The sequence below is a fragment of the Parolsenella sp. LCP21S3_E11 genome, assembly GCF_052118165.1.
Taxonomy (GTDB): Bacteria; Actinomycetota; Coriobacteriia; order Coriobacteriales; family Atopobiaceae; genus Parolsenella.
This window is the reverse complement of sequence record NZ_JBQKHS010000004.1, coordinates 62,490-76,896: the sequence shown is the minus strand read 5'-3', so window position 1 is coordinate 76,896 and position 14,407 is coordinate 62,490. Positions and strand designations below refer to the sequence as shown.

Annotated in this window: 13 protein-coding genes; 9 read left to right on the top strand and 4 right to left on the bottom strand. The window is 56.1% G+C overall.

Annotated features, from left to right (window positions below):
- Positions 1–490 precede the first annotated feature (490 nt).
- From ACTQ1Z_RS05330 to ACTQ1Z_RS05305, 6 genes are all read left to right on the top strand, one after another.
- The gene (locus ACTQ1Z_RS05330) at positions 491–1,792 is read left to right on the top strand and encodes an ATP-binding protein (protein WP_441859351.1); all 1,302 of its coding nucleotides are present in this window, start codon (positions 491–493) and stop codon (positions 1,790–1,792) included.
- A gap of 300 nt (positions 1,793–2,092) precedes the next feature.
- A complete protein-coding gene (locus tag ACTQ1Z_RS05325; RefSeq protein WP_441859348.1) occupies positions 2,093–3,079 on the top strand; it encodes a hypothetical protein in 987 nt (328 codons plus the stop codon).
- Positions 3,046–3,855, top strand: coding sequence for a hypothetical protein (locus ACTQ1Z_RS05320; RefSeq protein ID WP_441859346.1), 810 nt, complete (start codon positions 3,046–3,048; stop codon positions 3,853–3,855). Before ACTQ1Z_RS05325 ends, ACTQ1Z_RS05320 begins: the two co-directional genes overlap by 34 nt.
- 404 nt (positions 3,856–4,259) lie before the next feature.
- Positions 4,260–4,430: a hypothetical protein gene (locus ACTQ1Z_RS05315; RefSeq protein WP_441859344.1), complete on the top strand. Its 171-nt coding sequence runs from the start codon at positions 4,260–4,262 to the stop codon at positions 4,428–4,430.
- Positions 4,431–4,989: 559 nt separating this feature from the next.
- Entirely contained in the window at positions 4,990–6,834 is a 1,845-nt protein-coding gene (locus ACTQ1Z_RS05310) for an AbiA family abortive infection protein (RefSeq protein WP_441859341.1), read from the top strand.
- 371 nt (positions 6,835–7,205) lie between these two features.
- Positions 7,206–8,498: an ATP-binding protein gene (locus ACTQ1Z_RS05305; protein WP_441859338.1), complete on the top strand. Its 1,293-nt coding sequence runs from the start codon at positions 7,206–7,208 to the stop codon at positions 8,496–8,498.
- A gap of 761 nt (positions 8,499–9,259) precedes the next feature.
- Here the strand turns inward: ACTQ1Z_RS05305 and ACTQ1Z_RS05300 are convergent.
- Entirely contained in the window at positions 9,260–9,673 is a 414-nt protein-coding gene (locus ACTQ1Z_RS05300) for a helix-turn-helix domain-containing protein (RefSeq protein WP_441859335.1), read from the bottom strand.
- A 140-nt stretch (positions 9,674–9,813) separates the two neighbouring features.
- Here ACTQ1Z_RS05300 and ACTQ1Z_RS05295 point away from each other — a divergent pair, with 140 nt between their 5' ends.
- Genes ACTQ1Z_RS05295 through ACTQ1Z_RS05285 form a run of 3 tightly spaced genes read left to right on the top strand, consistent with a single transcriptional unit; the run spans position 9,814 to position 11,520 of the window.
- Positions 9,814–10,017 (top strand): hypothetical protein, encoded by a 204-nt coding sequence (locus ACTQ1Z_RS05295; protein ID WP_006681531.1) that lies wholly within the window; start codon positions 9,814–9,816, stop codon positions 10,015–10,017.
- A 1-nt stretch (position 10,018) separates the two neighbouring features.
- Complete coding sequence (locus ACTQ1Z_RS05290; RefSeq protein ID WP_022349660.1) at positions 10,019–11,089, top strand: site-specific integrase; 1,071 nt, start codon at positions 10,019–10,021, stop codon at positions 11,087–11,089.
- A 5-nt stretch (positions 11,090–11,094) separates the two neighbouring features.
- On the top strand, positions 11,095–11,520 hold the full coding sequence (locus tag ACTQ1Z_RS05285) for a plasmid mobilization protein (protein ID WP_032746262.1): 426 nt from the start codon (positions 11,095–11,097) through the stop codon (positions 11,518–11,520).
- Between the two features lie 3 nt (positions 11,521–11,523).
- Here ACTQ1Z_RS05285 and ACTQ1Z_RS05280 read toward each other — a convergent pair whose 3' ends face one another.
- The 3 genes from ACTQ1Z_RS05280 to ACTQ1Z_RS05270 form a co-directional block, all read right to left on the bottom strand.
- Positions 11,524–13,197, bottom strand: a complete 1,674-nt coding sequence (locus ACTQ1Z_RS05280; RefSeq protein WP_197702166.1) for a DUF262 domain-containing protein — start codon at positions 13,195–13,197, stop codon at positions 11,524–11,526.
- A gap of 81 nt (positions 13,198–13,278) precedes the next feature.
- Positions 13,279–13,497, bottom strand: coding sequence for a hypothetical protein (locus ACTQ1Z_RS05275; RefSeq protein ID WP_441859329.1), 219 nt, complete (start codon positions 13,495–13,497; stop codon positions 13,279–13,281).
- Positions 13,498–13,521: 24 nt separating this feature from the next.
- On the bottom strand, positions 13,522–14,406 hold the full coding sequence (locus ACTQ1Z_RS05270; protein ID WP_441859326.1) for a DUF4238 domain-containing protein: 885 nt from the start codon (positions 14,404–14,406) through the stop codon (positions 13,522–13,524).
- Between the last annotated feature and the right edge of the window lies 1 nt (position 14,407).

Here is a 14,407-nt window from a genome sequence, read left to right as displayed (position 1 = left end):
CATGGATTCAACGTTGCAAACAAAGCCGCCTGCGACGATTCTTTCAGTCATCTCTCTTGCGTATCCCATCTGACCTGCGGAAATGCAAGACGATAAAGCCGCTGGCTACGATTCACTTCGCTAGACAGGTGCTAAAGAGGAAGACCACCCGTTTTGGCATCCATTTCGGGCTGTTCCGATCCTCAAAACCAGCTCATTTTTGTCCCCGGGACAAAAATGAAACTACGGGCTCACGGTTTCGAAATAGTTCGCGGATTTGTCCCAGGATTTGTCCCAAACGCCTACGTAAAGACACGCGGAGGGATTCGGCGGCAAGACGGTTGAAGCCGACGACCGAACTAGAACCAACTGGAATGGTGCGGCGACAAACGAGCGTGAAAGAGTGGGAATAAATTCCGCCTGATTTTCTCCAAAACTGGCTCTATTACGGCCTTATTTTCGCCATCTTGTGCGAAAATAAGGCCGTAACCATTTTAGGGGAGGAGCTTGCATGGAACGATTCCTCATGGACGAGCTTGTTGCCTGGAAGGACAGGCCCCGCCGCAAGCCGCTCATCCTCAACGGCGCGCGCCAGGTGGGCAAGACGTGGCTGCTCAAGGAGTTCGGCAGGACGCAGTTCGAGAACGTCGCGTACGTGAACCTCGATGACAACCCAAGGATGCGCGAGCAGTTAGAGCTGGGCTACGACATCCCGCGCATCGTCTCGGCCATCCAGTTCGAGACGGGGGAGGTCGTGTCCGAGGGCGGCACCCTCATCGTCCTCGACGAGATCCAGGCGTGCCCGAAGGCGCTCACCTCCCTCAAGTACTTCTGCGAGGACGCGCCCGGGTACGCGGTGGCCGCAGCCGGCTCGCTTCTGGGCATCACCGTGCACGAGGGCAGCGGGTACCCCGTGGGGAAGGTGAACACGCTCGATCTCCATCCCCTGAGCTTTCGGGAGTTCCTCGCCGCGACGGGGAATCGGACGCTCTGCGACCTCATCGACACGGGAGACACGAGCCTCATCAACGGCTTCTCAAGCAAGCTCGTTCCGCTCCTTCGCCAGTACTACTACGTCGGGGGTATGCCGGAGGCAGTGAGCGTCTTTCTTGAGCGAGGCCTCTTGGAGGATGCGCGCGAGGTGCAGCTTGAGATCCTGCGCGGCTACGAGCGCGACATCTCGAAGCACCTGAGCAGGGCCGAGACCGAGTATGCGCTCGCCGCGTGGCGCTCAATCCCGTCGCATCTCGGTCGCGAGAATAAGAAGTTCGTGTTCAGCCACATCGCGCAGGGCGCGAGGGCACGGAACTACCGGGCGGGCATCACGTGGCTCACGCAGGCCGGCATCACGACCCTCGTCCGCAGGATCTCGAAGCCCGGCATCCCATTGGCCCCCTACGCCGACGATGCGGCGTTCAAGCTCTTTCTGGTGGACGTCGGCCTGCTGGGCGCGATGGCGGGGCTGGACAAGGAGACGGTCGTCGGGGGCAGCGAGATCTTCGAGGAATTCAAGGGCTCCCTCACCGAGCAGTACATCTGCCAGCAGCTCGTCTCCGACTGCGGGCTCACGCCGTACTACTGGTCGGCCGAGAACTCATCGGGCGAGATTGACTTCCTGGCACAGGGCGCGAACAGCGTCTACGCCATCGAGGTGAAGGCAGAGGAGAACCTGCGCGCCAAGAGTCTCAGGGCGTTTAAGGAGTCCCACCCGGAGATCAAGTCCGTTCGTTTCAGTCTGTCGGGCTACCGCGAGCAGGACTGGGTGAGGAACGTTCCGCTGTACGCGATGTCGAACATGGGATTGTGGGGATAGCCAGTCGCTCACTTTGGGGTTCTTGCTGCAGACGCAGAGAGAGGTGATTGTATGCGTGTTTTCGATGAAAAGAGGGTTGTTTATTACGGTCGCAATGATTATGCGGCGGGTGTCTATAGAGATAGATGCCTGTCTGTGCTAGCAAGCGCGGAAATCGTCGACCTCACTTCGATAAACGAAGCTATTGAGGCCCATCAAATATAGTTGACGGTCGAGGGCATTCCCGAGTTATTTCTAGGCCAATCAATCGAGGATCATCCGAGACGAGCGACAGTTCTTTTTTCTAAAGCATGCGGGTTTGTGTCCTCTGAACTGGAAGATAAGAGCATTGGGGAAGTCTACGATCAAGTTGAGTTCCAGTACGGGAAGGAATTCTGGGAACTCATGGAGGCATGCGGCGCATGGCAGAAGATGAGGGCGCACGACTTCGAGAAGTTGTTGATGGATCACCCGGAATGCCTTGGCACAGTCTTGCAATACAAGAAACCGGTTGAGCGCTTTGCGGGCGAGATTAAGCACGCTCTGATCAACAATCCGAGATATTCTGCTGAGCTCATCGTAAGCCGTCTTGCTGCTGAGGCGACAAGTGAGAAGGCCTTCTACTTGCCACAAAATTTAAAGAATTCGGAAATAGACGACATCATGCTTGATTACATCAATAGTGAAATTGCAAATCCGAATTACGTGTCTGCTTTGCGAAATTGGCCGTCAGGTAAGGCGGCTCGGTACAATCCGTCTCCGGAGGTTCGCGTAAAAGCTAAGCGGCAATACGACGGATCTATGGATGATTTGTTCCGGAATGGGACCGGACTTAGGTACGACACGGGCGTAGTAATAGATATGAGGCAAAAAGCCTGTAAGAGAGTGACGAGAGAAGGTTTTAGCCTAACGCACTCTTTCAGTGGACGCTGGCTGAAAGAGTACATGGATCCCGCAACCGTGATGAACAATCTGATTTATGTATTTGCTTTTGTTGATTCGCATGGTCTCATGCAAGCGCCGGCGCGGCAACATGAGGAGCATGGAATTCTAGCGACTTTAGGTATGCATGTAAAAGGGGAGTATCGTAAAACTGCTGGATTTCAAATGCGCAGTGGCCTAACGTATCTCGAAACTATGGCGTATGCGAATTTCCTTGAGACAAACGGTGGCCGCCTGGAATCGGCAATCGAATGGGTTTACAACCAGTATTTTGCAGAGGAATTCGCCATAACTGGTTTTTCGCTTGCGCTACCTTCACAGAAGGCAACGTGGTGGACAAATGTAAGGCGATTGGGCCTGAGATAGAGCGAGCCGTTAAGGCATACTCTCTGTATTCAAAATATGGAAAGATAGACGATGAGTATTTTCCTCATGAGAGCATGAGGTCCTTTTCATCTCTCGCGGCTTTGGACGGCAAGAAGTATGCCATTGCAGGGTTAAGTTTTGAGCGATTTGGCAGCCTCTTGTTTTCAGATCAGTGCATGCTCTCGTATTTACATGCAGAAAAGATAAGTGAATCGAGTTTTTACGAGATGATGGTGAACCACCATGTGACGCGAGGTGACTACCCAGAGTATTTACAACCGGACCTGAATGAACTCATAAAAAACAAATTTGTAATTGAACACGATGAAAATGGGAGGCTGGAGCCAACGGATTATGCCGTTTGCCTCAAAATCATATGGGAGCATGATGCGTTGCCCCTGCTTCGACTTGGAAAAAGAGATCTTGAAATTGTCGAGTCATTGGCAAGCCGACATACTATCAGCTACTGCGATAAACTGTTTGCGCCGTTTGAGGCCGACTATCTTGACTATATGTTCGACGATGCGTCTTTTTCGAATTCTGCTGGTCTTCGTAATCGATACGATCATGCCAATTCATCTATTAATGATCCTCAAGCAGATGACATTCGAGCAGACTATTTCAAGCTTCTGTCGTTGCTTATAGCTATTACCTTGAAAATCAACGAAGAACCGATGAGGAAAAGTGGGCTTGGAGGCTTGGATTCATTCGTTGATTGGCCATACTACGATGAAAGCGTGTTTCGCTTGGCGAGCGAGCTTGGGTTGGCGAAGTAGGGAGAGACAGCCAAAGGCAACCTATAGATGGAGGGGGAGATGATTGAATAGGGTCCGTAACGAATCTTTCCGCAGTCATCATTTTGTCGTTTGAGCCTAGGGTTATTTTCGGCTTGAGTTTAGGGCTAACGACAAGCGTTGTTTTTGGATGGTGGATTCCATTTTGCATTGCGCCATCACGAGGAGGTGATGGTCGTGTACTGTCTCAGCGACAGGGCGCGGGGTCGCTGCGCGGGGGAGCTCGAGGTGGAACTCGTGTTCAGGGGCAGCAGGTGCCCGAGGAGGCGCCGCTCGCTGCCGCCCGAGCCTTCGCGCGCGGTATCTGGGTCGAGGGCGCCGGGATCTCGTGCAGGCCGCTCGGGGCCGACGGCTGGGCCGTTTCCGGGTACTGGGAGGACGGCCTTGTGGTCGGCACCGACGGCGCGACCTGCCTGGTGACGCTCGTGGAGCGCTCGACGCGCTTCCTACTGGCTTCCACACTCTGCGAGCATATCACCCAGACCGTGGTTGGCCGCCTCGCAGAGATGGTGGCGGGCCTCACGGAGGCTCTCAGGCGGACGCTGACCTGGGGCTAGGGCGTCGAGATGGCCCGCTGAAGGGAGTTCGCCGACGCCACGGGCTTCGAGGTCTGCTTCTGCGATCCCAGGGATTCGTGTCAGCACGGCACTGAAGAGAACACCAACGGTCTGCTCAGGTAGCACTTCCCCAAGGGGATGGGCTTCTCGGGGGTGACGGGCGAGGCGGTGCGCGAGGCACAGGACCAGCTCAACGGCAGGCCTTGCAAGACCCTCGGCTGGTCGACTCCGACAGAGGCGATGGCGCGCACGTTATCGGGATAGCGGCGCAATGACCATGTGAACCCGTCGTTGTGCCACGCGCATCTGGCTCGACGTTATGCTGAAAAAGAGTTAGGCCTGGCGGTGAACTGAAGCCTCATCGACAAGGGGGGATATCTACTCACCGTGGAGTGCGACCCCGCCCGCGGCACCGTGAGCAAGACGGGGCTCGAGGAGGCCATCACCGACAAGACCGAGGATCGCCAAATCTGCAGAAGGGCATCGGTGCCGACTGCAGCTACGGGGGCTAAAGTATACACAGCATGGAAGAGCCGCAGCATTAGGAAAGATCACAATAATGATGCATCCTTCGTACAAAGCATGGAAAGACGCCTGCAATGCCATGATGTGTCAAAAGCGCCGCCTCAAATACTATTTCCAATGGTATCCATTCTCCGTACTCTCTATGACCGACTGGGAGATCCTTTCGTCGGAAGCGTTTTTCTCCACTTACATTCAAGACGGGGCATTCCTCATCTGCCACTCAATGCGCTTCACCACCAAAGGCTTTGTCCAAAAGCAGGGGATTGCGTTCCGAGATTCGGTTTTAGTTTCTCCCGTCCTTTTTCTTTATCTGCTCGCTTACGGAATCGAATACCAGAGCGCCTTCATTGATCCTCGCTCAGAAATGGTATGCGAGTATGCGGGGGATATCGCCAAAAACCAAGCTCATTACTGGCGAAGTTACCAACACTATCGCGCTCATATGAGAATCGCAAAAGGATCCTATTCCTACTACCTTAAAACTGACATCGCGAACTTCTTCGGCTCTATCAACGTCGACAAGCTGATATCGAAAATGCAAGACTGCTCCAGTGGGAGTTTCTCGGCTACAGACGGGATTTTTCTCCGCGCACTTCTGCTGTATTGCGGAGAAGGAAAATTCCCAACGATTCAAAACCACACTACCTTGAGTTTCCTTGCCACAAAGGTATTTCTTTCCGACGTTGATGTGGGGCTGTCTCGAAACATGCAAAAGAACGCCTCTGTTGATTCTTTCAAGCTCGTCCGATACGTAGACGACCTTTTCATCTTTTTCGATGTCAAGGATGGTGTATCCCCCTTTCAAGTAAAGGAAGGGCTCCTAAATAAATACGCAGACATTCTAAGGCTAAGCGGGTTGACGCTAAATCAAGGTAAGGTTGAATTCGGGCTTACGAGTACTCTCTCGCTGACGGAGGCTTCCGAATCTTGCGTTGATTTCTCGGAGCTTCAAACGGAAGAAGCGATTGATAACGTTGCCGGGCGGACAGCGCGTTTGTTCGAGGAGATTGCAAAACGAGCAAGCGGCCGAGACTATCTCCAGCGAGACTTCGACGAAGCGGTCGAATCCGCCTTTGCCCGAGAAGAAGAGACTGCCTCGCCAATATATGCATTCCGATTCTGCCTTTATCACGAACAAGGCAGTTTTCGTGAGCGAATCGTAGTCGATTCAATTCGAAAGGCTCTAGATAGCAGTAAGGCTGTCCTGTCGTACAACACAGCTGAATTGACGAAGTGCATTCTCAACACTAATGACGGCGCCCTAATTAAACAGATGCTCAACATTCTCTTCAGGTCACATAGGGATGGTACTTGGTCGAGCATCGATGCGCTGACGGCGATCAACTACCTTATCGGCAGAGGAATGATGCACGAGGATCTTCTAAAAACCTTAAGAGAGGCAGCGCCTGGACTTGATACATTCATAAGAATGTTTTGCATAGACGAGCGGTTTGTAGCCAGTCCGGCTTCGGAAGTTGAATCGAAACTGATTTCCGTCATCTCCGGTGACATTCCGAGTAAGATTCAATTTGCAAGTCAGTTGTACCATAAAGTGACTCACAACTATTTTGAGCAGGTTTCCTATATGAGGGCTTTTTTCGATAGGTTCTCAACCCTCTACAAACGCAAGGTGCTTCATAAAAAGCAGAAAAGCTTCCTCTTTAGAGAAAAGGAAATAATCCCAATCTACTCCTCTATAGATAATTCAAAGAAAATTCTTCATGAAGCAGAAATGCTCAGACAGCACAATCCGCTGATTCATGCAAGTTCGGAATTGATAACAGATTCGTACAAGAAGGATATTCGAGAAGTAATCGAATCTCTGGCCGAGCTCATCTCCGCACTTCTTAAAGACACCGACTTGCCGATTGGGAAATGACGCACATTAACGCCAGTACTAATCTGGCTGACAGGGCTAATTGTTGTCGAAAGCCGCCACCCGTCATGTATGCGGGTGCCAAACAGGTATTCTTTATGAGTCAACGAGAGGACCTGTCTGAGATGGGGCTGCATGGGATAGCACATGCGACTATCAGTGATGCGGATTGTCCCATCAAGCGGGAGTATAATTCCGCCTATTCCTCTCCAAAATTGACTTTGTTACGGCCTTATTTTTGCCAATCTGCGCGAAATGAGGCCATATCTTGATTCGAGTTATTCTACGAAGCCTGTCTTCTGCTATTGAGAAAAAATGCCGTATACGGCAAAATTTCTCAATAGAAGTCAGGCAGGAATCAAAACGAGGCGCACATGGAAATCAAGCGGGACCGATATCTCAACAGGCTCATCGACCGCATGCACAACGGCATGGTCAAGGTGGTCACGGGCATCCGTCGCTGCGGGAAGACGTATCTGCTCTTCAACCTCTTCGGCGACTACCTGCGCTCGGAGGGCGTCGGCGACGGGCGCATCATCGAGGTTGCGCTCGACGTCGAGGAGAACGCCGCGCTCCGCGACCCCGCCGCGCTGTCCGCGTACCTGCGCTCGAAAATCGCGAGTGGGCGCGAGCAGTACTATGTCTTTCTCGACGAGGTCCAGTATGCCATCTCGCGCGAGGAGCTCAAGAACCCGGACGTCCCGCCCCGGCTCTACGGCGTGCTCAACGGGCTTCTGCGCATGCGCAACGTCGACGTGTACGTGACGGGGAGCAACTCGAAGTTCCTCTCGCGTGACGTCATGACGGAGTTCCGGGGGCGCGGGGACGAGGTCCGCGTGCGACCGCTGTCCTTCTCCGAGTTCATGCAGGGCTTCGATGGTGATCGCTACCAAGGCTGGGCCGAGTACACGGTGTACGGCGGCATGCCGCTTGTGGCATCAATGCGCACGGACGAGCAGAAGGCGCGCTACCTCGAGCGGCTCTTCGAGGAGACGTATCTGAGGGACGTCGTGGACAGATATGGCGTCAGGAGGCGAGGAGAGCTCGATGACCTCGTGAACGTGCTTGCCTCCGGCATCGGGACGCTCACGAATCCGGGCAAGCTCGAGAACACGTTCAGGAGCGTGCTTCATTCCAAGATCTCCTCGAACACGATTTCCAGCTATATAGGCTACCTTGAGGACGCCTTCGTCATCGAGGAGGCGCGGCGCTACGACGTGAAGGGGAGGGGCTACATCGGCAGCCCCCTGAAATACTACTTCGAGGACGTGGGGCTCCGAAACGCGCGGCTTGGCTTCCGTCAGGTCGAGGAGAGCCACATCATGGAGAACGTGGTCTACAACGAGCTCAGGGCGCGCGGGTACTCCGTGGACGTTGGCGTGGTCGAGAAGCGCGTCCGCGAGGAGGGCAGGGACGTTCGCAAGCAGCTTGAGGTCGACTTTGTCGCCAACAGAGGCTCCGACCGCGTCTACATCCAATCGGCGTTGGAGATGAGGACTCCCGAGAAGGCCGCACAGGAGAAGGCCTCCCTGCTCGGCATCAATGACAGCTTTAAGAAGGTTGTGCTTGTGCGCGACGTGGTGAAGCCCCTGCGCGACGAGCACGGCGTGGTCACGATGAGCGTGTTCGACTTCCTGCTCGACGAGAACAGCCTTGCTGGGATATAGGTTGGGGTGTGCCACGTTGAGTTCACTTTTGAGTTCAGCTCGGGTGCTTAAGAACCGGCCGATTCCGATGAATGGGGAGACGGCGGTACACCACGTAGACGAGGGACCATGGAAATGCGCGATTTGATTACTGAGTGGGAGTAGGCTGATAGGGTTCTGACCTGCACTTTTGAGTGCCGCGCTGTGCCGCTGAGTTTCGTTTCGTACGAGAGTCATGGCAAAGCCGCCAGCGACGACGGTGAGTAAAAACGAAAATCGAGCCTCCGTTCCCGCGTTGGGACGGAGGCTTTTTCTTTGCACTTTTACTCCCTTTCACCTGCGATTTCGCTATTTACTCCCCGTGTTTCAAGACAGCAAGGTACGGGGCGGCATTCGGAGGAATGGGAGTAAGGATTCATCCCAAGTGAGTAGGCGCACGGTTTTTGTCCCCGAGGGCGAAATGGCGCCGTTTCGGGGCCCGTGAAACTCAAATCGAACTCAATGGGCATTTTTGCGGTCTCCGTACGGCGTTTCCCCAGGTGGTTAATGGGGAGTAAAGAATCTTGCTGTCTCAACGAAAACGGGAGTAATCAGGGGAAATGCCGCGGCGTACCGCCGTGTGCCGCCGTGTAAGCCACCACTTCATTTACTCCCCAGGTGCACGGAAAATGCCTTTGCATGCAATGGGGAGTAAAAACTCAGCATACGCAGGAGCGGGCGGCGATCACCGCCTAGCTTGGCGTCCTGACTCGGTTGCGTTGATTGCGAAATGCGGGGAGCCGCTACAGCGAGGCTTTCCAGTCCTCGTACTCGGCGGCGTCGATCTCGCCGTTCTCGAGCTGCGCGCGCTTCTCTGCCCACAGCTCGATAGCCGTCGCGGCTTTGGGGGCGCGTGGAGCCTTTGGGTTCAGGGAGAGGCCCGAGCCGTCGGCTGCGGGAACGATGCCGAATGAGTCCTCGAGCCGCACGAGCAGCGATATGAGGTCGCCCGCGGTTTCGACGCCGTAATCCTTGAGGGCGTTGACGGATACGCCTAGTGCTGCGGCGATGGATTCGAGCAGCTCGGGCTTCACGGCGCGGATGCCGCTCTCGTAGTGGCGCACGGCCCCCTCGGTCAGGCCGACCGCCTCGGCAAGCTGCGCTTGCGTCATGCCGCGCGACTTGCGGTACCGCCTTATGTTCTCGCCTACGGACATGCGCCCTCCTCCTGGAATTACGTACCCGCACATCTTACCAGCGTACGCAAATGTACGCAATTCTATTGACAGTACAGATATGTACGTTTACTCTGAATCTGTAAACCGTACGTATCTGTACGCTAATGACAGGAGGAGCCATGGACGAGAAGGTGGCAAAGACGCCGAGACCGCACATGCTGGATGCGGACGAGGTTGCGGAGCTGCTGAGGATCAAGAAAGGCAGCGCCTACGAGGTGATCAGGAAGATAAACGCCGAGCAGGAGGCGCGCGGGCGCGTGGTCATCCGCGGGCGCGTTCGAAGCGACGTCTTCGACGCCCTGTACTTCCCGGAGGTGGACTGACATGCCCGTGTACAAGGACGACGGCAACGGCACGTTCTACGTGCAGTGCTACTACCGCGACGCCCGCGGCTCGAAGCGCCACAAGACGAAGCGCGGCTTCTCCTCCGAGGTGGAGGCCGCAGTGTGGGAGAGCCAGTTCAAGAGCCTTAACGGCGGGGCCATGGACATGACGTTCTCCGAGTTCGTCGAGGTGTACGCCTCCGAGGTGAAGCCGCGCATACGCGAGCACACGTGGATCACCAAGGAGTACATCATCAACGACAAGCTCGTGCCGTTCTTCGGGGACATGCGCATGTGCGACGTGAGGCCGATCGACGTCATCAGGTGGCAAAACGAGCTCACCGAGCACCGGGACGCCGACGGGAAGCCCTGGGCACCGACGTACCTGCGCACAGTGAACAACCAGCTCAACGCCATCTTCAACCACGCCGAGCGCTACTACGGCCTCAGCGACAACCCGGTGCGCAGGGTCGACAAGATAGGCTCGAAGAAGGGCGGCGAGATGCAGTTCTGGACCAAGGACGAGTACCTGAGGTTCAGCGAGGCCGTCATGGACAAGCCTCTCTCATTCCACGCCTTCGAGCTGCTTTACTGGACGGGCATACGCTGCGGCGAGCTCCTGGCGCTCACGCCGTCCGACTTCATGCTGGAGAGCTCGCGGCTGCGCATCAACAAGTCGTACCAGAGCCTCAACGGCGTTGACACCGTGACCGACCCCAAGACGCCCAAGTCCGTGCGCACGATCGTCATGCCCGCCTTCCTGCGCGACGAGATGGCGGACTTCATCGAGATGCGCGACGACGTCGCCCCCGACGAGCGCCTGTTCGCCGTGACCAAGCACTTCCTGGCCCACGAGATGGAGCGCGGGTGCAAGGCGTCGGGCGTGAAGCGCATCCGCATACACGACATACGCCACAGCCATGTGAGCCTGCTGATAGAGATGGGCTTCTCCGCGCTGGCCATCGCCGAGCGCATGGGCCACGAGGCGGTGGACATCACCTACCGCTATGCGCACCTGTTCCCCACGAAGCAGGACGAGATGGCCGCCGCGCTCGACGGGGCGAGGGGGTAAGAAGGATGCCGTGCGAGAACAGCGCCCGCAAGCGCAGCAAGACGATGGCGTTCCGCTGCACGCCCGAGGAGCGCAAGCTCATATGCGAGATGGCAGCCTGGAGCGGCATGAACAGGCAGGACTACATCATCGCCAAGCTCACCGATACCCAGGTCGAGGTGAGGCCCTCCGTGAGCGTGCAGAAGGCACTGAGGGACTCGATGGCGGAATTGGCCAAGGAGGTGCGGCTGGCGGCCTCCTACGGCGAGCTGAGCGAGTCCCTGCAACAGAGAATTGAGCACGTGATGAGGTTCTTCCTAGCGCTCGGCGAGCCTGTTGACGCGCCGACGGAAGAGACATCGCCACGAACTACGTTTTTGGAAGAGCCGGTTCCATCCGTCATCGATGCGGGTTCCGACACCGCAAGCATCTTCGAGATGGGACGCAGGTAGGGCCTAGCGCCAGACCTCCAACGCCTTGTCCGCAAGCCATTCGGCGCGATCGGCGATATCGCCCTCGTTCCAAGACTCCTTCTCTAGGGCGCCGGCCATGGTCGCAAGGCCGGCAGCGCAGAGGGCAAGGCCGTCCTTGTATCCCTTTCCCTGCTTCTTGGTGGGCCAATCGGCATCGCGGATGGAGGCGTTGAGCGAATGCGTGATGATGGCGAGGTTGCCGAGCGTGAGGAGCTTCCGGTCCCTTCGCGTGGCAGCCTCATCGTCGAGGGCTCCCCATTTGTTGCGCCACTTCTTGGGCATCATGTGCTCGAGGGTGTACTGGTTGAACCCGAGCAGGGCCGTGCTGCTCATGCCCGGACGAATGGCGCTTTCCAGCAGATAGAGGACGCCCTTGGACTGGAGGTTGTACAGACACGATTCCTCGAATGCCGCTCGAACCTCGGCGTCGCCGGGCATGTACGTCGTCGCCTCGTCATTGGCTTCGAGAGCCTTCCTCAGCGCCTCCGCGTCCTTCACCTCGTTCAAGATCAGCGAGGTGAACAGCCTGTTGTAGTTCTTCGTGGTCGCCTGAACCAGCATTCGGCGGACGATGTAGCTCTCAAGCAGGGCGTAGATCTTAGATTCCTCGCTCGAAGACTCCGCGTTCTTTCGAACGTAGAGCACGTACGGGATGAGCGTCGAGTTCTTGAGGCCGAATATCAGCACGTTCAGGCGCTCGACGCCGGAAGCGGAGGGGATGTCCGCGTCGCAGTAGCCAGGGTCGAACGTGGACTCGAACGCCTCGGCATACGCCTTCATGTTGTCGAGAATCTCGACCTTGTCGCCGTTGCAGTACCTGCCGATGAAATCCTTGTAGGACTGGAAGAGGTTCGAAGTACGCGAATAGAAGAGCTTGTCCTCGGTCGTGACGCCACGCCTCTTGTCCTGGACCAGAATCTGGAGGAACGCGTCGAAGAAGAGGTCGACGAGCGTGCGCTTGATGCGCCCGGTAACGATCTCCTGCTCCCAATACTCCCTCTTCTCAGCCGTGGGCTCGAAGACGTCTTCCCAGCACTCCTTGAACGCCTGCTCGTTCTCGCGGTTGAAGAAGTAGTTCTTAAGGAGCTCCGCCGTCGTCAGGCGCACCCCGAGCGAGTTGATGGTGTCGAATATCTGCTGCTCGTCCTCGCCCTCGGTAAGATCGATGCAGACGAACTGGACGTTCGACTTGATCGTGTTCCTGTCGACCTTCTCCGGGTCGATATTCTTGAGGAAGTAGTTGTAGGCAAGGACGATGGCCGAGGAGCCCTCGAGGGGTTCGCAGCCCGTGGCGCTGACGACCTTTTCGAAATCCTGCCGGTCGTACTTGCCGTGCCGCAAGGCGACATCGCCGGTCTCCAGGACGAAATCTCGCTCAAACAAATTGTTGGTGCCGTTTTTTGCACAGAGTGCCTTGAAGAAGATGACCATGGTCGTGAGTCGCTGCTGGCCGTCGATGACGGTGCGAACCTCGGAGACCTCGGACCAGGTGTTGCCGGAGGAGGCCTGCTTCAGGATGATGGAGCCCAGGAAATAGGGCCGCTTCGAGGCCGTGACGAACTCCATGTCGCCGAGGAAACGCTCCCATTGCTCTTCTCCCCAGACGTACGCCCTTTGGTAGAAGGGTATTTCGAGCAGGCGCGATCCGTTGAACACGCCGCTTATCGTTGCTTTTCCTGCATCCATCCTTAAAGCCCTATCTATCCTTTGCGGTTATTGCTGGCGGGGTCAATTTTATCAATACGCTGCTTGACCCTTTAATGTTCCCGGTCCTTGCCGTCTTCTCCCCAGAAGGTGCTCGAAGATGATGCGCAGGTCCTCGTCATCAAGGCAGCCGCCCTCGAGGCAGCCACGGTCGATGGCGTCGATCATCGTCTGCCCCTTCTTCTTCGAGCGGTCGTAGATCACTGCGTCGAGGGATAGCTCCCTGCCGTCGCGCGTGAACATCTCGTGCATGAATTCGGCACTGTTCGCTTGACTTCAATCGCGTACCGCGTGCTCGAGCGGGCCGCTTCCCCTCGATATGGCGACATCCCAATGCTCGCAGTTAAGCAGAAGAAGTCGGTTCATGAACTCGACGCCCGAAAAACCGAGTCTCGCAAACGGCGGAAATAGAGGGTCATCCGAAAAGACCGCAGCATACTCACTGCTCAACGGCATATACGCGAGATGAAAATCATACGAGTCGTCCTCGGGCCCGATGATGAACATGGGCATCGACGTCGTAACGAACCCTGAGCCGACGGGTGCCCTAAGGATGGAGAAGCTCTTCTCAAAAAAAGCCTTTCGAATACGGTTAACTGGCACAATATCATCGTTGGAGAAGAGCATGGTTGCGGCGGCGGCAAGCTCGACCACCACTTGGGAATCCCCGCGCCAATCCGACCAATCGAGCAAGCCGAGCTCATAGGGTGTCAGATGAACGTTTCTGAGCAGCTCTTCGGCAGTCTCGCGTGACCATTTCTTGTCGACGCGCATGCTGATAGGGTGCCGGACGATGATATTTGCTGCCAGCTCGCAAACGGCGGCTTTCCCATCAGAATACCCTTCGTCTTCGCACTGGTCTTCTTTCTGGCGTTCCAAAAAGCGATCGTAAAGCGGCGCGATGCGGCTCTCGAGCTCAGATAGCTTAACCTCGATGAGGTTCTGCGCATAGAATCTGTCTGTCGCATCGCCTGTCGCATCGGCATGCTCGACCTCATAAAGATCGCGCATGCTGCAAAGGTTCTCGCAATTCGTGCGGAAGAAGGAGCCCTTCTGTCTGCTGTAGGCATGGAGCTGCCCGGAGGAGTCCGCGAAATGGCGCAGGTAGAACCGCGGCACCCAATGCTGCTTTCGCGTCATCTTTCCGGGCAGCTTCGACATC